1 protein-coding gene is annotated in these 26,053 nt (G+C 74.0%); it reads left to right on the top strand.

The window, feature by feature from the left end; all coding sequences use genetic code 11:
* Positions 1–16 precede the first annotated feature (16 nt).
* Positions 17–26,053 carry a type I polyketide synthase gene (locus ACT2CW_RS27170; RefSeq protein ID WP_445518567.1) on the top strand — a complete coding sequence of 8,679 codons (26,037 nt, stop codon included), beginning with the start codon at positions 17–19 and terminating at the stop codon, positions 26,051–26,053.

The raw sequence follows: 26,053 nt of genomic DNA, 5'->3' as shown, positions 1-26,053 counted from the left end.
AAGCACGGAGTACACGATGACAACCCCCAACGAAAAGCTCGTTGACGCGCTGCGGGCCTCGCTGAAGGAAACCGAGCGGCTGCGGAAACAGAACCAGCAGCTCACCGACGCCTCCCGGGAACCGATCGCGATCGTCGGCATGAGCTGCCGGTTCCCCGGCGGCGTCGGCAGCCCCGAGGAGCTGTGGCGGCTCGTGGCGGACGGCCAGGACGCCATCTCCGGCTTCCCCGACGACCGCGGCTGGGACATCGAGTCGCTGTACGACCCGGACCCGGAGCGCGAGGGCACGTTCTACGCCCGCGGGGGCGGGTTCCTGTACGACGCCAGCCGGTTCGACCCGGGCTTCTTCGGCATCTCGCCGCGTGAGGCGCTGGCGATGGACCCGCAGCAGCGGCTGCTGCTGGAGACGTCGTGGGAGGCGTTCGAGCGCGCGGGCATCGACCCGGCGACGGTGCGGGGTTCGCGCACCGGTGTGTTCGTCGGCGCGTCCACGCAGGCGTACGGGGCGGGGGAGTACGACCTGCCGGAGGGTGTCGAGGGCCATCTGCTCACCGGCACCGCCTCCAGCGTCGCGTCCGGGCGGCTCTCCTACGCCTTCGGTCTCGAGGGCCCGGCCGCCACCATCGACACCGCCTGCTCCTCGTCCTCGGTCGCGCTGCACCTGGCGGTCCAGGCGCTGCGGCAGAGCGAGTGTTCGCTCGCGGTGGCGGCGGGCGCGACCGTGCTGTCCTCCCCGGATGTGTTCGTGGAGTTCAGCCGCCAGCGCGGACTCTCCGCCGACGGCCGCTGCAAGCCCTTCGCGGCCTCGGCGGATGGCACCGGCTGGTCCGAGGGCGTCGCCGTGCTGCTGGTCGAGCGGCTGTCGGACGCGCGGCGCAATGGCCACCCGGTGCTCGCGGTGGTGCGTGGCAGCGCCGTGAACCAGGACGGTGCGTCCAACGGTCTGACGGCGCCGAACGGCCCGTCCCAGCGGCGTGTCATCCGGCAGGCCCTGGAGAACGCCCGGCTCGCCCCCGCCGACGTGGACGCGGTGGAGGCGCACGGCACGGGTACGACGCTCGGCGACCCGATCGAGGCCCAGGCGCTGCTGGCCACGTACGGCCAGGAGCGGCCGGAGGGACGGCCGCTGTGGCTCGGCTCGCTGAAGTCGAACATCGGCCACACCCAGAACGTCGCCGGTATCGGTGGCGTCATCAAGATGGTCATGGCGATGCGGCACGGTGTGCTGCCGCGGACGCTGCACGTGGACGAGCCCACCCCGCACGTCGACTGGTCGGCGGGCGAGGTGTCCCTGCTGACCGAGGCGCGGCCGTGGCCCGAGACCGGCCGGCCGCGCCGGGCGGGTGTGTCGTCGTTCGGTGTGAGCGGCACGAATGTGCACACGATCATCGAGCAGGCGCCGGAGGCCGCGGAGGTCGCTGAGGCTCCTGCGAGTGCTGTGGCTCCGGGTGTGTTGCCGTGGGTGCTCTCGGGGCGGGGTGCGGGTGCGCTGCGCGCTCAGGCGGAGCGGCTGGTGGCGCATGTGGAGGCGCGGGGCGAGCTGCGTCCGGTGGATGTGGGGTTCTCGCTGGCGACCGGGCGGTCGGCCTTTGAGCGCCGTGCGGTGGTCGTTGCCGAGGACCGGGACGGGCTGCTGGCTGGGCTGGGTGCGCTGGTGCGGGAGGAATCCGCGCCCGGGCTGGTCGAGGGCTCGGTGGCCGGTGGCAAGGTGGCGTTCCTGTTCACCGGGCAGGGGAGTCAGCGGCTGGGGATGGGGCGTGAGCTCTACCAGGCGTTTCCCGTCTTCGCGGAGGCGCTGGACGCGGTGTGTGCGGAGCTGGATCCGCATCTTGAGCGGCCGCTGAAGGATGTTCTGTTCGGGGATGACGCGGAGGTGTTGGATCGGACGGGGTTCACTCAGCCTGCGTTGTTCGCGGTTGAGGTGGCGTTGTTCCGGTTGGTGTCGGAGGCGTGGGGGCTGCGGGCGGACTTCCTGTCGGGTCATTCGATTGGTGAGTTGGCTGCCGCGCATGTGGCGGGTGTGTTGTCGCTGGCGGATGCGGCGAAGTTGGTGGCGGCGCGTGGGCGGTTGATGCAGGAGCTGCCCGCCGGCGGCGCGATGATCGCCGTCCAGGCGTCCGAGGACGAGGTGGCGCCGCTGCTGACTGAGCGCGTGTCGATTGCCGCGCTCAACGGCCCGTCGTCGGTGGTCATCGCGGGTGATGAGGACGCGGCTGTCGCGATCGCTTCTGGTTTTGAGGCGCAGGGTCGTAAGACCAAGCGGCTCACCGTCAGCCATGCGTTCCACTCGCCGCGTATGGACGGGATGCTGGAGGCGTTCCGCGAGGTGGCGCAGGGGCTTACGTACGAGGCCCCGCGCATCCCGGTCGTCTCCAACCTCACCGGTGGCGTGGTGTCCGCCGAGGAGATCACCAGCCCGGACTTCTGGGTGCGCCACGTCCGCGAGGCCGTCCGCTTCCTCGACGGGGTGCGGACCCTGGAGGCGCAGAACGTCTCCACGTTCATCGAACTGGGCCCGGACGGCGTCCTGACCGCCATGGCCCAGGACTGCGTGACCGACTCCGCGTCCGACACCGCGTTCATCTCGGCGCTGCGCAAGGACCGTCCCGAGGCCGAGGCGTTGACCACGGCCGTCGCCGGGGCCCATGTCCGTGGTGTGGCGCTGGACTGGGCCGCGTACTTCGCCGGTACCGGCGCCCAGCGTGTTGACCTGCCGACGTACGCATTCCAGCGCGAGCGGTTCTGGCTGGAGCCGGGCGCCGCCTCGGTGGGCGATGTGGCCTCCGTGGGGCTGGAGTTGGCGGGGCACCCGTTGCTGGGCGCGGCGGTGCCGCTGGCGGAGTCCGATGGGCTGGTGTTCACGGGACGGCTGGGCCTCGACACCCATCCGTGGCTGGCCGAGCACACGGTCCGGGACGCGGTGGTGGTGCCGGGCCCGGCGTTTGTGGAACTTGCCATCCGGGCCGGTGACCAGCTCGGCTGTGACCTCCTCGACGAGCTGACCCCGCATACCCCGCTGGTGCTGCCCGCACGCGGTGGCGTCCGGCTCCAGGTCACGGTCGGCGCGCCGGACGACGCCGGGCACCGCTCGTTCACCGTCTCCTCCCGCGCGGAGGACGCCGCCGCCGACACGGCGTGGGTGCGCAACGCGAGCGGTGTGCTCGCCTCCGGCGCCCCCAGCCCGTCGTTCGACCTGGCCGAGTGGCCGCCGAGCGCCGCCGAGGCCATCGAGCCCGAGGCGCTCTACGCCCGGCTGGCCGAGGGCGGGCTGCGGTACGGCCCGGCGTTCCAGGGGCTCACGGCCGCCTGGCGGCGCGGGGACGAACTCTTCGCCGAGGTCCGGCTGGACGATGACACCAAGCCCGGCGCCGAGGAGTTCGCCGTCCACCCGGCGCTGCTGGACGCCGCCCTGCACGTCCTGCACGGCCGCGAAGGTGCCCAGCTGACGGATGGCTGGCAGGGCGTCTCCTTGTACGCGGAGGGCGCGTCCGCATTGCGCGTACGGATCGCACCCGCCGGAGCCGACACGGTGTCCCTGGCGCTGGCCGATGCCACGGGCGAGCCGGTGGCCGCCGTGGACGGCCTGCGCTGCCGTCCGTTGCCCGACGACCTCACCGGTGACGCGGACGTGGCGCGGCAGAGCCTGTTCCAGCTGGACTGGGTGGCCCCGCAGCCCGCCTCCGCCGGTCCGGACGCCGCCACCCGCCGTATTGTCCTGGGCGAGGACCCGTTCGGGCTGGTCGCGGCCGGAGTGGCCGCCGACTCCGCCCCCGATCTGGCCGCGCTGGGCGCGTCCGTCGAGGCGGGCGCCACCGCCGCCCCGGAGCTGGTCCTCGCGTCCTTCGCGCCCATATCCGGCGACGACGGCGACGCGAACGAGAACGTGGCCGAGGCCGCGCACCGGGAGGCGCGGCGTGCGCTGGCCCTGGTGCAGGGCTGGCTGGCCGATGAGCGGTTCGCCGACGCGCGCCTGGCGCTCATCACTCGGGGCGCGATGGCCACCGACGCCGAGGAGGGCGTCACCGACCTGGCACACGCGCCCCTGTGGGGTCTGGTGCGCTCGGCCGAGACGGAGAACCCCGGCCGTTTCGTCCTCGTGGACGTAGACGAGACCTCCACCGACGCGCTCTCCGACGCCCTGGCCACCGGCGAGCCCGAGGTCGCCCTGCGCGCGGGCCGCGCCTTGGCCCCCCGCCTGGCCCGCGCCACGGCCCCGGCTCCGGCCTCGGAGTGGAGCTCGGCCCCGGCCCCGGGCTCGGGCTCGGGCTCGGCCCCGGCCCTGGGCTCGACCTCGACCTCAACCCCGTCCCCGGGCTCGACCCCGACGCCGGACTCGGGCTCCGCCTCGGGCTCGGACAACAACTCCCCGGCCGCCGCCCCGGCATTCGACGCCGATGGCACCGTGCTCATCACCGGTGGCACCGGCGCCCTCGGCCGGTTGCTCGCCCGGCACCTCGTGGCCGAGTACGGCGTGCGCCATCTGCTGCTGACCAGCCGTCGTGGCGCGGATGCCGAGGGCGCCGCTGAGCTGGTCGCCGAACTCCGTGCGCGGGGCGCCGAGGTCACCCTCGCCGCCTGTGACGCCGCGGACCGTGACGCGCTCGCCGCGACCCTGGCCGCCGTCCCGGCCGAGCATCCGCTGACGGCCGTCGTGCACACCGCCGGTGTGCTGGACGACGGCACGGCCGCCGCCCTGACTCCCGAGCAACTGGAGCGGGTGCTGCGTCCGAAGGTGGACGCGGCGTGGAATTTGCACGAGCTGACCCGCGGCCTCGACCTGTCCGCGTTCGTGCTGTTCTCCGCCATCGCGGGCACGCTGGGCGGCGCGGGCCAGGCCAACTACGCCGCGGCCAACGTCTTCCTGGACGCCCTCGCCGCACACCGCCACGCGGCGGGCCTGCCCGCCACCTCGCTGGTGTGGGGCCTGTGGGCCCAGTCCGGCGGGATCACCGGCGGGCTGACCGAGACCGATCTGCTGCGGCTGGCCCGCAGCGGCATGGGCGCCCTCAGCGACGACGAGGGCATGGCGCTCTTCGACGCCGCCCACCGCACCGGCCGCACCCTGCTGATCCCGGCCCGCCTCGACCTCGCCGCGCTGCGCTCCGCCGCCGGCTCCGGCCCGGTCCCGGCGCTGCTGCGCGGGCTGATCCGGAGCACCGGCCGGCGCACCGCCGCGGGCGCGCTCGCCGCCGGTTCGTCCCTCGCGGACCGGCTGCGCGCGCTCTCCCCGAACGAGCGCCGCCGGACGCTGCTCGACCTCGTACGCGGCCATGTGGCCACGGCCCTCGGCCACGCCTCCGCCGACGCCATCGAGGCGCGCCGGGCCTTCAAGGAGCTGGGCTTCGACTCGCTCACCGCCGTCGAACTGCGCAACCGGCTCTCCGCCGCCACCGGGCTCAAGCTGCCCACCACGATCGTCTTCGACCACCCCAACCCCACCGTCCTCGCCGACCATCTGCGCGCCGAACTCCTCGGCCCGGACGAGAGCGAGAACGAGAGCGGGGCCGACGCCGAACTGGCGGATCCGGCACTCGCCGCCACCGCCGCCTCCCTCGCCGACGACCCGATCGCCATCGTGGCGATGGGCTGCCGCTACCCCGGCGACGTCCGCTCGCCCGAGGACCTGTGGCAGCTCGTGGCCACGGGCTCGGACGCCATCACCGGATTCCCCGTGAACCGCAACTGGGAGAGCCAGTGGGCGGCGGACGGGGACGGGGACGAGGCCGACGCGGGCCCGTCCGACTACGCCCGCGCCGGTGGCTTCCTGCACGACGCGGACCTCTTCGACGCCGCGTTCTTCGGCATCTCGCCGCGCGAGGCGCTGGCCATGGACCCGCAGCAGCGGCTGCTGCTGGAGACGTCCTGGGAGGTCTTCGAGCGCGCCAATATCGACCCGGACTCGCTGCGCGGCCGCTCGGTCGGCGTGTTCGTGGGCGCGGCCTACAGCGGCTACGACGCGGGCCTGGAGCAGGCCGGTTCGGAGGTCGCGGGCCATGTGATGACGGGCAACGCGGGCAGCGTCATGTCCGGCCGTATCGCCTACGCCCTCGGTCTGGAGGGCCCGGCGGTCACGGTCGACACGGCCTGTTCGTCGTCGCTCGTGGCGCTGCACTGGGCCATCCAGGCGCTGCGCCAGGGCGAGTGCACGATGGCGCTCGCGGGCGGTGTCACGGTGATGACGACGCCCGGCCACTTCACCGAGTTCAGCCGCCAGGGCGGCCTCGCCGCCGACGGCCGCTGCAAGGCGTTCGCGTCGGGTGCGGACGGCACCGGCTGGGGCGAGGGCGTCGGCATGCTGCTCGTGGAGCGGCTGTCGGACGCGCGGCGCAACGGCCACCAGGTGCTGGCCGTGGTGCGCGGCTCGGCCGTCAACCAGGACGGTGCGAGCAATGGCCTCACCGCGCCGAACGGCCCGTCCCAGCAGCGCGTCATCCGCAAGGCGCTGACCAGCGCCGGGCTGACCAGCGGCGATGTGGACGTGGTCGAGGCGCATGGCACGGGTACGACGCTGGGCGACCCGATCGAGGCGCAGGCGCTGCTGGCCACGTACGGCCAGGAGAGGGCTGAGGGGCAGCCGCTGTGGCTGGGCTCCATCAAGTCCAACATCGGCCACGCCCAGGCGGCGGCCGGTGTCGCGGGCATCATCAAGATGGTGATGGCGATGCGGCACGGTGTGCTGCCGCAGACGCTGCACGTGGACGAGCCGTCGCCGCATGTCGACTGGACGGCCGGTGACATCGCGCTGCTGACGGAGCGGATGGAGTGGCCGGAGACCGGCCGCGCGCGCCGGGCCGCGGTGTCGTCGTTCGGCATCAGCGGCACCAACGCGCACACCATCATCGAGCAGGCCCCGGCCATCGCCGCCGAGCCGGTGGCGGACGACGCCGAGCAAGACGGCTCCGGTGTGGTGCTGCCGTACCCGCTCTCCGCCAAGGGCACCGACGCCCTGCGCGCCCAGGCCGAGCGGCTCTACGCCCATCTGACCGCCCAGCCCGACCTCGAACCGGCCGATGTGGCCCACACCCTGGCCACCGGCCGTGCCGCGCTCGACGCACGCGCGGTGCTGGTCGCGGACGGCAGGGACGACCTGCTGGCCGGGCTTGACGCGCTGGCGCGGGGGGAGACGGCGCCGGGGCTGGTCGAGGGCACGGCCGTCGAGGGCGAGACGGCGTTCCTGTTCACGGGGCAGGGCAGCCAGCGACTCGGGATGGGCCGCGAGCTGTACGACGCCTATCCGCGGTTCGCGGAGGCGCTGGACGCGGTGTGTGCGGAGCTGGATCCGCATCTCGCGCGGCCTTTGAAGGACGTTCTGTTCGGGGATGATGCCGAGGCGCTCGACCAGACCGGGTTCACTCAGCCCGCGCTGTTCGCGGTCGAGGTGGCGCTGTTCCGTCTCGTCGAGGCGTGGGGTCTGACGCCGGACTATCTGTCGGGTCACTCGATCGGTGAGCTGGCCGCCGCGCATGTGGCGGGTGTGCTCTCGCTGGCGGACGCGGCGAAGCTCGTGGCCGCTCGTGGGCGACTGATGCAGGAGCTTCCCGCCGGTGGCGCGATGATCGCCGTCCAGGCGTCGGAGGACGAGGTGCTGCCGCTGCTGACCGAGCGGGTCAGCATTGCCGCGCTCAACGGGCCGACGTCGGTGGTCATCGCGGGCGATGAGGACGCGGCTGTCGCGATCGCTTCTGGTTTCGAGGCGCAGGGCCGTAAGACCAAGCGGCTCACCGTGAGCCACGCGTTCCACTCGCCGCGTATGGACGGCATGTTGGACGCGTTCCGCGAGGTCGCCGAGGGGCTGACCTACGAGGCCCCCCGCATCCCGATCGTCTCCAACCTCACCGGGAACGTCGTCTCCGCCGAGGAGATCGCGACCCCCGACTTCTGGGTGCGCCACGTCCGCGAGGCCGTCCGCTTCCTCGACGGGATTCGCACCCTTGAGGCCCAGGGCGTCACCACCTACCTCGAACTCGGCCCGGACGGTGTCCTCACCGCCATGGCCCAGGAGTGCGTGACTGACGCCGACGCCGCCGGATTCGTCTCCGCGCTGCGCAAGGACCGCCCCGAGGCCGAGGCGCTGACCACGGCCGTCGCCCGCGCGTATGTGCGCGGCGTGGCGCCGGACTGGGCGGCGTACTTCGCCGGGACCGGCGCGCACCGCGTGGACCTGCCGACGTACGCCTTCCAGCACCGCCGCTACTGGCCCGAGGAGCCGGTGGCGAGCCTGGCCGCTGCGGGTGTCGACGGCTGGCGGTACCAGGTGGCGTGGAAGCCGCTGTCGCTGGGCTCCGCGGCCCGGCTGTCCGGGCTGTGGCTCGTCGTCGCCCCCGCCGAGGACGCCACCGCCGACGCGTGGGCGGACGGTGTGGTCCGTACGCTGACCGAGCGGGGCGCCGAAGTACGGCGGCTCGACCTGGCCGAGGAAGACCGCGCGGGGATCGCCGAGCGGCTGAGCACGGCGGGCGACGGCGGCGCCGTCGCCGGTGTGCTCTCGCTGCTGGCCACCGGGGACGCCGACGCCCTGCTGCCCACGGCCGCCCTCGTGCAGGCCATGGGCGACGCCGCGATCGACGCGCCGCTGTGGTGCGCCACCCGGGGCGCGGTCTCGACCGGGCGTCAGGGCGAGCCGGTGGACCCGGCCCGCGCCCAGGTCTGGGGCCTGGGCCGGGTGGCGGCACTGGAGTTGCCCGACCGCTGGGGCGGTCTGATCGACCTGCCCGGGACGATGACCGACCGGGTGCTGTCGCGGCTCGCGGTGGTGCTTGCCGGGGCCGGGGACGAGGACCAGATCGCCGTCCGCGCCTCCGGGGTGTTCGGCCGCCGGCTGGCGCGGGCGACCGCGCGGCAGGTGGCGGAGGCCGAGGGCTGGAGCGCCCACGGCACGGTGCTGGTGACGGGCGGTACGGGCGCGCTGGGCGGCCAGGTGGCCCGGTGGCTGATCGACAAGGGCGCCGAGCACGTGGTGCTCACCAGCCGCCGTGGCCTCGACGCCCCGGGCGCGGCCGAGCTGCGCGATGAACTCGCCGCGTCCGGCGCCCGGATCACCGTCGCCGCGTGCGATGTGGCCGACCGGGAGGCCCTGGCCGGACTGCTGGCCGACCTCCCCGCCGAGCTCCCGCTGACGGCCGTGGTGCACGCGGCCGGGGTGCTGGACGACGGCGTTCTGGAGTCGCTGACCCCCGAGCGCTTCGCCACCGTCCTGCGCGCGAAGGCCGATGCCGCGCTCGCGCTGGACGAGCTGACGCGCGATCTCGACCTCTCCGCCTTCGTGCTGTTCTCCTCGACCAGTGGCACCGTGGGCGCCGCGGGCCAGGCCAACTACGCCGCCGCGAACGCCTTCCTGGACGCGCTCGCCGAGCGGCGGCGCGCCGAGGGCCTGCCCGCCACCTCGATCGCCTGGGGCCCGTGGGCCGCGGGCGGCATGGCCGCCGACGAGGCACTGGAGCAGCGCATGCGCCGCGCCGGGATGCCGCCGATGGACGCCGATCTCGCGCTCGATGCCCTCCAGCGCGCCCTCGACCTCGGCGACGCGGCCGTGACGGTGGCGGACGTCGACTGGGACCGGTTCGCGCCGGGCTTCACCGCGGGCCGCCCGAGCCCCCTGCTGGCCGACCTGCCCGAGGTGCGCCAGGCCGCCGCCGCGACCGCCGCCGCCACCGCGACCGGCGACGCCGCGCCCGCCGAGACGGCCTCCGCGCTCGCGCGGCGACTCCTCGGCCTGCCCGAGGCGGAGCGCCACCGGGCGCTGCTGGATCTCGTACGGGCCCATGTCGCGGAGGTCCTCGGCCACGCCGATGTGTCCGACATCAGCGCCGAACGGGCCTTCCGCGAGATCGGTTTCGACTCCCTCACCGCCGTCGAACTGCGCAACGGCCTCAATGCCGCCACCGACCTGCGGCTCCCCGCCACCCTCATCTACGACTACCCGACGCCGCTCGCCCTCGCCGACCACCTCTTCGCCGAACTGCTCGGCGGGCAGGTGGCGGCCACGGGCGGCGCGTCGCCGGTGGCGGGCGTGGTGGCCGACGACGATCCGATCGCGATCGTCGCGATGAGCTGCCGCTTCCCGGGTGGTGTGCGCACCCCCGAGGAGCTGTGGCGGCTGCTGGTGTCCGGTACGGACGTCATCTCGGACATGCCCGCCGACCGCGGCTGGGACCTCCACACGCTCTACAACCCGGACCCGGACGTCGAGGGCACCTCGTACGTCCGCGAGGGCGGCTTCCTGCGGGACGCGGCCGACTTCGACCCGGCGTTCTTCGGCATCTCGCCGCGCGAGGCCCTCGCCATGGATCCGCAGCAGCGGCTGCTGCTGGAGACCTCGTGGGAGGCGTTCGAGCGGGCCGGGATCGACCCGGCGACGCTGCGCGGCTCCACCGCCGGTGTCTTCGTCGGCACCAACGGCCAGGACTACCTGTCCCTGCTGCTCGGCGACTCGCAGGGCCTCGAAGGCCACATGGGCACGGGCAACGCGGCCAGCGTGATCTCGGGCCGGCTCGCCTACACCTTCGGTCTCGAAGGTCCCGCGGTCACCATCGACACCGCCTGCTCCTCCTCGCTGGTCGCCCTGCACTCGGCGATCCAGGCGCTGCGCGGCGGCGAGTGCTCGCTCGCGCTCGCGGGCGGTGTGACCGTGATGTCCACGCCCGGTGTGTTCGTGGACTTCAGCCGTCAGCGCGGACTCGCGGAGGACGGCCGGATCAAGGCGTTCGCGGCCGACGCGGACGGCACCGGCTGGGGCGAGGGCGTCGGCATGCTGCTCGTGGAGCGGCTGTCGGACGCGCGGCGCAACGGCCACCCGGTGCTCGCGCTCGTACGCGGCACGGCGGTCAACCAGGATGGTGCGTCGAATGGTCTGACGGCGCCGAATGGTCCGTCGCAGCAGCGGGTGATCCGTCAGGCGCTGGCCGGTGCGGGGTTGTCGGCGTCCGAGGTGGACGCGGTCGAGGCCCATGGCACGGGTACCAAGCTGGGCGACCCGATCGAGGCGCAGGCGCTGCTCGCCACGTACGGCCAGGACCGGGCGGAGGGGCAGCCGCTGCTGCTCGGCTCCATCAAGTCCAACATCGGGCATACGCAGGCCGCGGCCGGTGTCGCCGGTGTGATGAAGATGGTCCTCGCCATGCGGCACGGGGTGCTGCCACGCACCCTGCACGTGGACGAGCCCACCCCGCATGTGGACTGGTCGGCGGGCGACATCAGCCTGCTGACGGAGGCCCGGGAGTGGCCGGAGACGGGCCATCCGCGTCGTGCGGGCGTCTCGTCGTTCGGCTTCAGCGGCACCAACGCCCACGCCGTGCTGGAAGAGGCCCCGGCGGCCGATGTTGTTGAGGCTGTCGCGGACGCTGAGGACGGCCAGGACGGCCAGGCGGCCCTGCCGGTGCTGCTCTCGGCCCGTACGGAAGACGGACTGCGCGCCCAGGCCGAGCAACTGCACGGCCACCTGACCGCGCGGACCGACCTCCGCACGGCCGACCTGGGCTACACGCTCGCCGTGGGCCGCTCGGCCTTCGAGGAGCGCGCGGCGCTGGTCGCCGAGGACCGGGACGGGCTGCTGTCCGCTCTGGCGGCGCTCGCCGAGGGCCGTACGGCGGCCGGGCTCGTGCGGGGCTCGGTGGCTGGTGGCCGGGTGGCGTTCCTGTTCACGGGACAGGGCAGCCAGCGGCTCGGCATGGGGCGTGAGCTGTACTACGCGTACCCGGCCTTCGCGGAGGCGCTGGACGCGGTCTGCGACGAGCTGGACCAGCATCTCGAACGGCCGTTGAAGACGGTTCTGTTCGGGGATGACGCGGAGGCGCTGGATCGGACGGGGTTCACTCAGCCCGCGTTGTTCGCGGTTGAGGTGGCGTTGTTCCGGTTGGTTTCGGAGGCGTGGGGGCTGCGGGCGGACTTCCTGTCGGGTCATTCGATTGGTGAGTTGGCTGCCGCGCATGTGGCGGGTGTGTTGTCGCTTGCGGATGCGGCGAGGTTGGTTGCGGCGCGTGGTCGGTTGATGCAGGAGCTTCCGGCGGGTGGCGCGATGATCGCGGTGCAGGCGTCGGAGGACGAGGTGGCGCCGCTGCTGACCGAGGGCGTGTCCATCGCCGCCCTGAACGGCCCGTCGTCGGTGGTCATCGCGGGTGATGAGGACGCGACTGTCGCGATCGCCGCGTCGTTCGAGGCGCAGGGCCGTAAGACCAAGCGCCTCACTGTGAGCCACGCGTTCCACTCGCCCCGCATGGACGGGATGCTGGACGCCTTCCGCGAGATCGCGGAGGGCCTGTCGTACGAGGCCCCACGGATCCCGATCGTCTCCAACCTCACCGGGGACGTGGTTTCCGCTGAGGAGATCACGACGGCCGACTTCTGGGTGCGCCACGTCCGCGAGGCCGTCCGCTTCCTGGATGGCATCCGTACCCTCGAAGCGCGCAACGTCACCACGTTCATCGAGCTGGGCCCGGACGGGGTCCTGACCGCGATGGCGCAGGAGTGCGTGACCGACGCCGAGGCCGCTGGATTCACCGCCACGCTGCGCAAGGACCGTCCCGAGGCCGAGGCGTTGACCACGGCCGTGGCACAGGCGCACGTCCGTGGCGTGGCGGTGGACTGGGCGGCCCTCTACGCCGGGACCGGCGCCACGCGGCTGGCGCCGGACGAGCTGGCCGAGCTGCCCACGTACGCCTTCCAGCGGCAGCGCTACTGGCCGAAGGTCTCGTCGCTGCTCCTCGGCGACGTGGCCGCGGTCGGACTCGGCCGGGCCGAGCACCCGCTGCTCGGTGCCAGCGCCGAACTGCCCGGCGCGGACGGGATGTTGTTCACCGGGCGGCTGGCGCTGTCCACCCATCCGTGGCTGGCCGATCACACGATCATGGACACCGTGCTGCTGCCCGGCACCGCGTTCGTGGAGCTCGCGGTCCGGGCCGGTGACCAGGTCGGCTGCGAGGTGCTGGAGGAGCTGACCCTCGAGGCGCCGCTGGTCCTGCCCGAGGAGGGCGGGGTTCAGCTGCGGCTGTGGGTCGGCGCGGCCGATGACACCGGCCGCCGCCCGCTGGAGCTGCACTCCCGGGCCGAGCACCTGTCCGCCGAGGAGCCGTGGACCCGGCACGCGTCCGGTGTGCTGGCGTCCGGCGGTGCGCCGGAGGCGTCGTTCGAGCTGAGCCTGTGGCCTCCGGCGGACGCCGCCGAGGTCGAGGTCGGCGACCGCTACGCCGAGCTGCGGGACGTCGGTTTCGCGTACGGGCCCGCGTTCCAGGGGCTTCGTAAGGCGTGGCGGCGCGATGGCGAGGTGTTCGCCGAGGTGGCGCTGGACGAGAGCACGGCCGAGGAGGCCGCCGCGTTCGGGCTGCACCCGGCGCTGCTGGACGCCGCGCTGCACGTGCTCGGCCTGGCCGGACTCGGCGGCACCGAGACCGAGGGCCGGCTGCCGTTCGCCTGGACCGGCGTGTCGCTGTACGCGAGCGGCGCGGCCACGCTGCGAGTCCGGATGGCCGCCGTGGGCGCCGACGGCGTCCGACTGGAGATCGCGGACGCCACCGGCGCGCCGGTCGCGGCCGTGGACTCCCTGGCGCTGCGTCCGGTCTCGGCCGAGCAGCTGGAGAGCGCGCGCACGGCCTACCACGAGTCGCTGTACCGCGTGGAATGGCCGACGACACCCGCACCTGCGGACTCGACCGACGTCCGCTGGGCGGTGCTGGGCACGGACACGTTCGGTCTGGGCGCCACGGCGTACCCGGACTTGGCGGCGCTGGCTGAGGCCGTGGATTCCGGAACGGCCCTGCCGGCCCAGATCGTGGTGAACCTGACGCACCAAGCCCGCCCGGGCGCACACTCGGACGGCGCGGCATCTGAAAGCCCGGGCGCGGCATCTGAAAGCGCGGGCGCGGTATCTGAAGGCCCGGGTGCGGCAATTCAAGCCCGTCCGGCGTTTGAGGACCGGGGCCTTGGGGCGGAGCCCCAAGTTTCGGGAAGGGGCGGGATAGGGGAAGACCCCACCCGAGCCGCACACGACGCCACCACCCAAGCCCTCCACCTCCTCCAGTCCTGGCTGGCAGACGACCGCTTCACCGACTCCCGCCTGGTCCTGCTGACCTCCGGCGCCGTAGCCACCGAGCCCACCGAGCCGGTGACAGACCTCGCAAGGGCAGCCATACGCGGTCTGGTGCGCTCCGCGCAGTCCGAGAACCCGGACAGGCTCGTCCTCATCGACATCGACGGCCACGACAACTCACGTGCCGCACTGCCCACCGCGCTCGCGACCAGCGAGGCCGAGGTCGCGGTGCGGGAGGGCGCCCTCAAGACACCACGCCTGGCCCGCACCGCGACCACCGCCGACAACGCGGCCCCGGAGTGGAACCCGGACGGCACGGTGCTGGTGACCGGCGCGTCCGGCTCCCTGGGCGCCCTGTTCGCCCGCCACCTGGCAGCCGAGCACGGCGTACGACACCTGCTGCTGATCAGCCGCCGCGGCGACCAAGCCCCCGGGGCAGCCGAACTCACCACCGAGCTAGCCGAGTTGGGCGCCGAGGCGCGCTGGTCGGCCTGTGACGTGGCGGACCGCGACGCCCTCGCCGCGACCCTCGCCACCATCCCCGCCGAGCACCCGCTGACAGCGGTCGTGCACACCGCAGGCGTACTGGACGACGGCGTCATCGCCTCGCTCACCCCCGAGCGCATAGCGCACGTCATGCGCCCAAAGGTGGACGCGGCCTGGAACCTCCACGAGCTCACCCGCGACCTCGACCTGACCGCCTTCGTCCTGTTCTCCTCCGCCGCAGGCGTCTTCGGCGGCCCGGGCCAGGCCAACTACGCCGCCGCCAACGCCTACCTGGACGCCCTGGCCCAGCACCGCCGGGCCCAGAACCTGCCGGCCACCTCCCTGGCCTGGGGCCTGTGGTCCGGTGGCGGCATGGGCGACACCCTGGACGAGGCCGACATCACCCGGATGCGGCGGGCCGGAGTGCCCCCGCTGCCGGTGGCCGAGGGGCTGCGGCTCTTCGATGCCGCGCTGACCGTCGACGAGGCGTCCCTGGTGCCGATGCGCCTGGACCTCGCGGCGCTGCGCAACCAGCCCGCCATCTCGCCGCTGCTGCGCGGCCTGGTGCGGGGCCCGGCGCGGCGCGCGGTGGACGCGGTCGCGACGGGCGGCGAGACCGGCCTCGCCGGGCGGCTCGCCGGGCTGTCCGAGCCCGAGCAGGAGCGGCTGCTGCTGGACCTGGTCCGGGCCCAGGTGGCCACCGTGCTCGGCTACGCGGGCGCGGAGACCATCGGCTCCGGGCGAGCGTTCAAGGACCTGGGCTTCGACTCCCTGACCGCCGTCGAGCTGCGCAACCAGCTCAACTCGGTCACCGGGCTGCGGCTGCCCGCGACGCTCATCTTCGACTACCCGGACCCGCAGGTCCTGGCCCGCCATCTGCGGACCGAGCTGGTGGGCGAAGAATCGGCAGAGGTGCAAACCCCGGTCCCAGTGGCGGCCGCCACCGACGACGATCCGATCGCCATCGTCGGTATGAGCTGCCGCTACCCGGGCGGGGTCACGAGCCCCGAGGAGCTGTGGCAGCTCGTCATCGGCGCCACCGACGCCATCTCCGACTTCCCCGCCGACCGTGGCTGGGACCTCGACGCGCTCTACAGCGACGACCCCGACCAGGTGGGCACCAGCTACACCCGCGAGGGCGGCTTCCTGCACGACGCCGCCGAGTTCGACCCGGACTTCTTCGGGATCAACCCGCGCGAGGCGCTGGCGATGGACCCGCAGCAGCGGCTGCTGCTGGAGACCTCGTGGGAGGCGTTCGAGCGGGCCGGGATCGACCCGGCGGCCGTACGCGGCAGCAAGACCGGCGTCTTCGCGGGCGTCATGTACCACGACTATCTGACCCGGCTCACCGCCGTCCCCGAGGGGCTCGAGGGCTACCTCGGCACCGGCGGCGCGGGCAGCATCGCCTCGGGCCGGGTGGCGTACACCTTCGGTCTGGAGGGCCCGGCGGTCACCATCGACACGGCGTGTTCGTCGTCGCTGGTGGCGCTGCACCTGGCCGCGCAGGCGCTGCGCAACGGCGAGTGCTCGCTGGCGCTGGCCGGTGGTGTGACCGTCATGGCCACCCCGGACACGTTCATCGACTTCAGCCGCCAGCAGGGGCTGTCCACCGACGGCCGCTGCAAGTCCTTCGCCGCCTCGGCGGACGGCACCGGCTGGGCCGAGGGCGCGGGCATGCTGCTCGTGGAGCGGCTGTCGGACGCGCGGCGCAACGGCCACCGCGTGCTGGCGCTCGTACGAGGCTCCGCCATCAACCAGGACGGCGCCTCCAACGGTCTGACGGCGCCCAACGGCCCGTCCCAGCAGCGCGTCATCCGTGACGCGCTCACCAGCGCCCGGCTCACCACCGCCGATGTCGATGTGGTGGAGGCGCACGGCACGGGTACGACGCTGGGCGACCCGATCGAGGCCCAGGCCCTGCTCGCCACCTACGGCCGCAACCGGCCGGAGGGGCAGCCCCTGTGGCTGGGCTCGCTGAAGTCCAACATCGGCCACACGCAGGCCGCCGCGGGTGTCGCGGGCATCATCAAGATGATCATGGCGATGCGCCACGGGGTGCTTCCGCAGACCCTGCACGTGGACGAGCCCACCCCGCATGTGGACTGGTCGGCGGGCGACCTCGAGCTGCTGACCGAGGCCCGGCCGTGGCCGGAGCTCGAACGGCCGCGCCGGGCGGCCATCTCGTCGTTCGGTGTGAGCGGTACGAACGCCCACACGATCATCGAGCAGCTCCCGGCCGTCGAGGAGACCCCCGCGACCGGTCGTCCGGTGGCGGAGCTGCCGACGGTGCCGTGGGCGCTCTCGGGCAAGTCCGAGGCCGCCCTGCGCGGCCAGGCCGAACGGCTCCTCGCCCACCTCGCCACCCACCCCGAGCTGGACACCACGGACGTCGGCCACTCGCTGGCGACGGGCCGGGCGGCGCTGGAGCGGCGCGCGGTGGTCATCGGCGAGGACCGCGCCGGGCTGCTGTCCGGCCTGGAGGCGCTCGCGCGTGGCGAGTCGGCGGCCGGACTGATCCAGGGAACGGTGGCCGAGGGCGGCAAGGTGGCCTTCCTGTTCACCGGGCAGGGCAGCCAGCGGCTGGGGATGGGGCGTGAGCTGTACGACGCCTATCCGGTGTTCGCGGAGGCGCTGGACGCGGTCTGCGATGAGCTGAACGCGCATCTCGAACGGCCGCTTCGTGAGGTGTTGTTCGGGGATGACGCGGAGGCGCTCGACCAGACGGGGTTCACTCAGCCCGCGTTGTTCGCGGTTGAGGTGGCGCTGTTCCGGCTGGTCTCGGAGGCGTGGGGGCTGCGGCCCGACTTCCTCTCCGGTCACTCGATCGGTGAGCTGGCCGCCGCGCATGTGGCGGGTGTGCTCTCGCTCGCCGATGCCGCCAAGCTGGTGGCGGCGCGTGGTCGGTTGATGCAGGAGCTTCCGGCGGGTGGCGCGATGATTGCCGTCCAGGCGTCCGAGGACGAGGTCACGCCGCTGCTCACCGAGCGTGTCTCGATCGCCGCCCTCAACGGCCCGACCTCCGTGGTCATCGCGGGTGATGAGGACGCGGCGCTGGAGATCGCTAACGGTTTCGAGGCGCAGGGTCGTAAGACCAAGCGGCTCGCGGTCAGCCACGCGTTCCACTCCCCGCGCATGGACGGCATGTTGGACGCGTTCCGCGAGGTCGCGGAGGGGCTTACGTACGAGGCCCCGCGCATCCCGATCGTCTCCAACCTCACCGGGGACGTCGTCTCCGCCGAGGAGATCACGACGCCCGACTTCTGGGTGCGCCACGTCCGCGAGGCCGTCCGCTTCCTCGACGGCGTCCGGACGATGGAGGCCCAGGGCGTCACCACGTACGTCGAGTTGGGCCCCGACGGTGTGCTCACCGCCATGGCCCAGGAGTGCGTCTCCGGCGATGCCGCCGCCTTCGTCTCGGCGCTCCGCAAGGGGCGTACCGAGCCGGTGGCGCTGACGGCGGCGCTCGCCGCGCTGCACACGCGGGGGCTGACCCTGGACTGGGCGGCGTTCTTCGCCGGTACGGGAGCCCGTACGGTCGAACTGCCGACCTACGCCTTCCAGCGGCAGCGCTTCTGGGTCGAGAACCCGGAGGAGGTCCGCGAGACCGTCGCGGCCATGGATTCCGTGGACGCGCGGTTCTGGGAGGCCGTCGAGCGCGAGGACTTGGAGGCCCTGGCCGGGACGCTCCAGTCCGAGGACGCGGATGCCGACGCCGACGCGCTCTCCTCGCTGGGCGCCGTCCTGCCGATGCTGTCCTCGTGGCGGCGCCGCCAGGGCGAGCGGTCCACCGTGGACGCCTGGCGCTACCAGGTGACCTGGAAGCCGGTGGCCGCCCGCGCCGAGGGAACGCTGACCGGCCGCTGGCTGGTCGTCGCCCCGGCCGACGCCGCAGCGGAGGCGTCCGACGGCGCTCTGGCCGAGGGTGTCGTACGGACGCTGTCCGCACGCGGCGCCGAGGTGCGGACGGTCGAGCTGACCGCCGAGGACCGTACGGGCATGGCCGCGCTGCTGCGTGCGGCGATCGCCGACGCGCCGGTGGCCGGTGTGTTCGCGCTGCCGTCCCACGCGGACGGCGCCGACGGGCTGCTCCGCACCGCCGCCCTGGCCCAGGCGCTGGGCGATCTGGCCGTGGACGCGCCGCTGTGGGTCGCCACGCGCGGCGCGGTCTCGACCGGCCGGGCGGACGGTCCGGTGGACCCGTGGCAGGCGCGGGTCTGGGGCCTGGGCCGGGTCGCGGCCCTGGAACTGGCCGAGCGGTGGGGCGGTCTGGTCGATCTGCCGGAGACGGTGGACGACCGTGCGCTGTCGCGGCTCGCGGGCGTGCTGGCCGGTGGCGAGGGCGAGGACCAGGTGGCCGTGCGCGCCTCGGGTGTCTTCGGCCGCCGGCTGACCCGGGCCGCCGAGACCGCGGCCAGGACCGCCAATGCCGCCAGTGCCGCCAATACCGGCAGGACCGGCAAGACCGGCACGACCGAGCGTGGCCACGGGACCTGGCGGCCGGGCGCGGGCTCGGTCCTGGTGACCGGCGGTACGGGCGCGCTGGGCGCGCATGTGGCCCGCTGGCTGATCGCCAAGGGCGCCGAACACGTGGTGCTCACCAGCCGCCGTGGCCTCGACGCCCCCGGCGCCGCCGAGCTGCGGGACGAACTCGCCGCCTCGGGCGCCCGGGTCACCGTCGCGGCCTGCGACGCCGCCGACCGCGAGGCGCTGGCCGCGCTGGTGGCCGGGCTCCCGGCCGAACTGCCGCTGACGGCCGTGGTGCACGCGGCCGGGGTGCTGGACGACGGCGTTCTGGAGTCGCTGACCCCCGAGCGCTTCGCCACCGTCCTGCGGGCCAAGGCCGACGCCGCGGCCAACCTCCACGAGCTGACGCGCGACCTGGACCTGACGGCCTTCGTCCTGTTCTCCTCGTTCGCGGGCTCGATCGGCGCCGCCGGTCAGGCCAACTACGCCGCCGCCAACGCCTTCCTGGACGCGCTCGCCGAGCGCCGCCGGGCCGAGGGCCTGCCCGCCACCTCGGTGGCCTGGGGCCCGTGGGCCGAGGGCGGCATGGCCGCGGACGACGCGCTGGAGCAGCGCATGCGCCGCGCCGGTGTGCCGCCGATGGCGGCGGACCTGGCCATCGCCGCGCTACAGCGGGCCCTGGACCTGGACGAGACCGCGGTGACGGTCGCGGACATCGACTGGGAGCGGCTGGCCCCCGGCTTCACCGCCTCCCGGCCGAGCCCGCTGCTGCGGGAACTGCCCGAGGTACGTACGGCGCTGGAGGCCGAGGGCGCGCGTACGGCCCGTACGGCCGGTGTCGGCGCGGACGAGTCCTCGCCGGCCGCGCGGCTCGCGGGGGTCCCGGCGGCGGAGCGCGAGCGGATGCTGCTGGACCTGGTGCGCTCGGCCGTGGCCGATGTGCTGGGCCACTCCGACGCGGAGGCCGTCGAGGCGGACCGGGCCTTCCGGGACCTGGGCTTCGACTCGCTGACGGCGGTGGAGCTGCGCAACCGGCTGAACACCGTCACCGGGCTGCGGCTGCCGCCCACCCTGGTGTACGACTACCCGTCGTCCTCGGCGCTCGCCGCCCACCTCCGTACGGAGATCCTGGGCGACGAGAGCGCGGCCGACACGGTGGCCGGTGTGCCGTCCACGGCGGTGGCCGTCGCCGACGATCCGATCGCGATCGTCGGCATGAGCTGCCGCTTCCCGGGCGGTGTGCGGTCGCCGGAGGAGCTGTGGCGGCTCCTGGTCTCCGGGCAGGACGCGGTGACGGGCTTCCCGGCCGACCGCGGCTGGGATCTGGAGGCGCTGTACGACCCGGACTCGGCCACCGAGCACACCAGCTATGTCCGCGAGGGCGGATTCCTGGCGGACGCCGGGGACTTCGACGCGGCGTTCTTCGGGATCTCCCCGCGTGAGGCCCTTGCCATGGATCCGCAGCAGCGGCTGCTGCTGGAGACGTCGTGGGAGGCGTTCGAGCGGGCCGGGATCGATCCGACCACGCTGCGCGGCCAGCAGGTCGGCGTCTTCGCGGGCACCAACGGCCAGGACTACATGTCGCTCGTCCTCCACTCGCCGGACGGCGGCGATGGCTTCATGGGGACGGGCAACGCGGCGAGTGTGCTGTCGGGTCGGGTGTCGTATGCGTTGGGTCTTGAGGGTCCGGCGGTGACGGTGGATACGGCGTGTTCGTCGTCGTTGGTGGCGTTGCACTGGGCGATTCAGGCGTTGCGTGCGGGTGAGTGTTCGTTGGCGTTGGCCGGTGGTGTGACGGTGATGTCGACGCCGGGTTCGTTTGTGGACTTCAGTCGTCAGCGTGGGCTGGCCGCTGATGGTCGTATCAAGGCGTTCGCGGCGGGTGCGGATGGCACGGGTTGGGGTGAGGGTGTGGGCATGCTGCTCGTGGAGCGGCTGTCGGATGCCCGGCGCAACGGCCATGAGGTGCTGGCGGTCGTACGTGGCTCCGCCATCAACCAGGACGGGGCCAGCAATGGCCTCACCGCGCCGAACGGTCCGTCGCAGCAGCGGGTGATCCGTCAGGCGCTGGCGGGTGCGGGGTTGTCGGCGTCCGAGGTGGACGCGGTCGAGGCCCACGGCACCGGTACGACGCTGGGTGACCCGATCGAGGCCCAGGCGCTGCTGGCCACCTACGGTCAGGATCGCGAGGAGGGCCGGCCGCTGTGGCTCGGCTCCATCAAGTCCAACATCGGCCATACGCAGGCCGCGGCCGGTGTCGCCGGTGTGATGAAGATGGTGCTGGCGCTGCGCCACGGTGTGCTGCCGCCGACGCTGCACGTGGACGAGCCGACCCCGCATGTCGACTGGTCCGCCGGTGAGCTGGAGCTGCTGACCGAGGCGCGGGAGTGGCCGGAGACCGGCCGTCCGCGCCGGGCGGCGGTGTCGGCGTTCGGCATCAGCGGCACCAACGCCCACACCCTGCTGGAGCAGGCCCCGGAGCCGGAGGAGCGCCCCGCCGTCACCCCGGCCGTGGAGCTGCCGACGGTGCCGTGGGTGCTGTCGGGCAAGTCCCCGGCCGCCGTACGCGGTCAGGCCGAACGGCTCCTGGCCCACCTCGGCGGCGAGACCGCAACGGCCGCACCGGTCGCCACCGATGTGGCCTACTCGCTGGCCACGACCCGCGCCGCCCTGGACCACCGGGCCGTCCTCACCGCGGACAGCGGGGACGGGCTGCTGACGGGTCTCGCGGCGCTGGCGCGCGGCGAGTCCGAGGTGCCGGGCCTGGTCGAGGGCTCGGTGGCCGGTGGCAAGGTGGCGTTCCTGTTCACGGGGCAGGGGAGCCAGCGGCTCGGTATGGGCCGCGAGCTGTACGACGCCTTCCCGGTGTTCGCGGACGCGCTGGACGAGGTGTGCGCCCACCTGGACGCGCATCTCGAACGGCCGCTGCGGGATGTGCTGTTCGGGGAGGACGCCGCCGCGCTGGATCAGACGGGGTTCACCCAGCCCGCGCTGTTCGCGATCGAGGTGGCGCTGTTCCGGCTGGTCTCGGAGGCGTGGGGCCTGAAGGCGGACTTCCTGTCGGGCCACTCCATCGGCGAGCTGGCGGCGGCCCATGTGGCGGGTGTGCTCTCGCTCGCGGACGCGGCGAAGCTGGTGGCCGCGCGTGGCCGACTGATGCAGGAGCTCCCGGCCGGTGGCGCGATGATCGCGGTGCAGGCGTCGGAGGATGAGGTCGCACCGCTGCTGACCGAGCGGGTGTCGATCGCCGCGCTCAACGGTCCGACGTCCGTCGTCATCGCGGGTGATGAGGACGCGGCCAAGGAGATCGCAGCCGCGTTCGAGGCGCAGGGTCGTAAGACGAAGCGGCTCACCGTGAGCCATGCGTTCCACTCGCCGCGCATGGACGGAATGTTGGACGCGTTCCGCGAGGTGGCGGAGGGGCTTACGTACGAGGCCCCGCGCATCCCCATCGTCTCCAACCTCACCGGGGACGTGGTGTCCGCCGAGGAGATCGTGACGGCCGACTTCTGGGTGCGCCACGTCCGCGAGGCGGTCCGCTTCCTCGACGGTGTCCGCACCCTCGAAGCCCGAGGCGTCACCACGTACGTCGAGCTCGGCCCCGACGGTGTCCTCGCCGCGATGGCGCAGGACTGCCTGGCCGAGTCCGACGCGGCCGAGCTGCTGCCCGCGCTGCGCAAGGGCAGGCCGGAGGCCGAGGCGGTGACGGGCGCGCTGGCCCGGCTGTACGTCCGTGGCCTGGCCCCGGACTGGGAGGCGTTCTTCGCCGGTACGGGTGCGCGAAAGGTCGCCCTGCCCACGTACGCCTTCCAGCGCGGCCGGTACTGGGTCGACGCCCAGCTGAGCCTGGACGAGGTGGCCTCGGCGGGGCTCGGCTCGGCCGATCACCCGCTGCTGGGCGCGGCGGTGGAACTGCCCGACGCGGACGCGTATGTGTTCTCCGGTCGGCTGTCGCTCGCCTCGCACGCGTGGCTGGCGGACCACACGGTCGCGGACACGGCCGTGCTGCCGGGCTCCGCGTTCGTGGAGCTCGCGGTGCGTGCCGGGGACCATGTGGGCTGTGCGCTGCTGGAGGAGCTGACCCTGGACGAGCCGCTGGTCCTGCCGGAGCGCGGCGGGGTGCGGCTGCGGGTGTCGGTCGGCGAGCCGGACGACGCCGGTCGCCGTCCGCTGGCCGTGTACGGGCGTGACGAGCGCTCGGACCGGGACCGGCCGTGGACCCGGCACGCCGCCGGTTTCCTCGCGTCCGAGGCCGCGGTGGACGGCGGTGCCGAACCGCTGTCCGTCTGGCCGCCCGCCGACGCGGAGCCGGTCGACACCGATGAGCTGTACGCGAGCATGGCGCGCGCCGGGCTGCTGCACGGCCCCGCGTTCCAGAGCCTGCGGCGCGTCTGGCGGCGTGGCGAGGAGGTGTTCGCGGAGGTGCGTATCGCGGAGGAGCGGCAGCCCGAGGCGGCCCGGTTCGCCCTGCACCCGGCCCTGCTGGACGGCGCGTTGCAGCCGCTGGCGCTGGGCGCGGGCGGTGCCGCGGTGGCGCGCTCCTGGCGCGGGGTGAGCCTGTACGCGGTGGGCGCCGAGGCGTTGCGCGTACGGCTCGCGCTGACCGAGGACGGCACCGTGTCGATGGTGGCGGCCGATGAGTCGGGTGCGCCGGTGGCGTCGGTGGACGCGCTGGTGACCGGCGCGCTGGAGGTGGACCGGATCGCCGGTGCCGCCGCCTCCGACCGCCATGAGTCGCTGTTCCGTATCGACTGGGCTCCGGTGGCGGCGCCCACCGAGGCCGCGTCGGCGGGGATCGCCGTCATCGGCGGCGATGAGCTCAAGCTGAGCGTGGCCCTGGAGACGGCCGGGTTCCGTGCCACGGTCCACGACGACCTCGTCTCGCTGAACGCGGCGGTCGAGGCGGGCGAACCCGCGCCGGACACCGTGCTGGTGCCGTTCCCGCCCGAGCCGGGCGCCGCGCGGGGCGGCCTCGCCGCCGGTGCGCACACGGCCACCCACCGCGTCCTGGGCCTGGTCCAGGAGTGGCTGAACGGCGGCCGGCCCGGTGCGGCCCGGCTGGTGGTGGTCACCCGTGGCGCGGTCGCGGCGGCCGGTGACCCGGCGGTGGCGGACCTGGCGCACGCCCCGGTGTGGGGTCTGCTGCGGTCCGCGCAGACGGAGAACCCGGGCCAGTTCGTCCTGCTGGACGTGGACGGCGAGGTGTCGTACCCGGCGATCGCGGCGGCCCTGGACTCGGACGAGCCCGAACTGGCGCTGCGCGCGGGGACGGCGTACGCGCCCCGCCTGGCCAGGATCGAGACGACCCCGACCCCCGGGACCGCGAAGGCCGCCGGAACGGCCAAGGCCACGGACGCCCCCGGGGCCGCGATGGTCACCGAGGGCGCCGGGGCCGCGAAGTTCACCGGGGCCGCCGGGGCCGCCGGAACCGCCAAGGCCACGGACGCCGCCGGGCCCGTCCAGGCCACCGATGCCGCTGGGACGGCCGAGGCCACCGAGGGCGCCGGGGCCGCGATGGCCACGGACGCCGCCGGAACTGTCCAGGCCACCGATGCCCCTGCGGTCATCGGCGCCACCGGGCCCGTCCAGGCCACCGGGGCCGCCGGAACCGCCAAGGCCATCGACGCGACCGGGACCGCCAAGGCCACCGATGCCCCCGCGGCCATCGGCACCCCGGGAACCCCCAAGCCCATCGACCCCGACGGCACCGTGCTGATCACCGGTGCCACCGGCGGGCTGGGCAGGCTCTTCGCCCGCCATCTGGCCTCCGCGCACGGCGCCCGCCATCTGCTGTTGACCAGCCGCAGCGGTCCCGCCGCCGACGGCATGGCCGAACTGGTGGCGGAGCTCGCCGAGTTGGGCGCGCGGGCCACCGTGGTCGCGTGTGACGCGGCCGACCGGGAGGCGCTGGCCGGGCTGCTGGCCACGATTCCGGCCGACCGTCCGCTGACGGCCGTTGTGCACACCGCGGGCGTTCTCGACGACGGCGTCATCGACATGCTGACGCCCGAGCGGGTGGACACCGTGCTGCGGCCCAAGGTCGACGCGGCCGTCAACCTCCATGAGCTGACCCGCGATCTGGACCTGTCCGCCTTCGTGCTCTTCTCGGCCGCGGCCGGCACGATGGGCGGCGCGGGCCAGGGCGGCTACGCGGCGGCGAACGTCTTCCTCGACGCCCTCGCCGGCCACCGCCGCGCCACCGGCCGTACCGCGCTGTCCCTGGTGTGGGGCATGTGGGCCGAGGAGCGGGGCATGGGCGGCAGGCTCGGCGAGGCCGACCAGAAGCGCGCGGCGCGCGGCGGGGTGCTGCCGCTGTCCGCGGCGGAGGGGCTCGCCCTGTTCGACGCGGCCCACGCCGTGCCCGACGAGGCGGTTCTGGTGCCCGTACGGCTGGAGATGGCGACGCTGCGCGCCGCCGCCACCACCGGGGAGCTGCCGCCGCTCTACCGCGGCCTGGTGCGCACGCCGGTGCGCCGCGCCGCGGCCGGTGGCCCCGCCGCCCCGGAGGCCGTGGCGGACACCGGCGAGGGCACCCTGGCCCAGCGGCTGGCCGGGCAGTCGGAGCCCCAGCGGCAGCGGACCGTGCTGGACCTGGTCCGCCGTCAGGTGGCCGCCGTGCTGGGCTACGCCTCGAAGGAGCAGGTGGGCGCCGAGCAGGCGTTCAAGGAGCTGGGCTTCGACTCGCTGACCGCCGTGGAGCTGCGCAACCGGCTCAACGCGGCCACCGGGCTGAAGCTCACGGCCACGCTGGTCTACGACTACCCGACGCCGGTGGCGCTCGCGCGCCATCTGCGCCAGGAAGTGGCGCCGGAGGCGGAGGGCCCCGGAGTGCCCGTACTGGAGGAGCTGGAGCGGCTGGAGAACAGCCTGTCCTCGCTGACGCCGGAGGAGCTGTCCTCGGTGACGGAGGACGAGGCCGCGCATGCGAACATCGCGGTGCGCCTCCAGACGCTGCTGGCGAAGTGGAACGACGTGCGTCGCACCGCGGACGACGCCGGGGCGGACGCCGAGGCGGAAGCGTTCGAAGAGGTCAGTGACGACGAGCTCTTCGACTTCATCGACAAGAGGTTCGGTAACGGCTGA

The organism is Streptomyces sp. NEAU-174 (assembly GCF_052665095.1).
The sequence above is the reverse complement of the archived record's forward strand: the minus strand, read 5'-3'. Positions and strand labels throughout refer to the sequence as shown.

Bases quoted from the DNA above. Each gene is read 5' to 3' on its own strand.
- ACT2CW_RS27170 (WP_445518567.1), top strand. From the start codon at position 17: ATGACAACCCCCAACGAAAAGCTCGTTGACGCGCTGCGGGCCTCGCTG.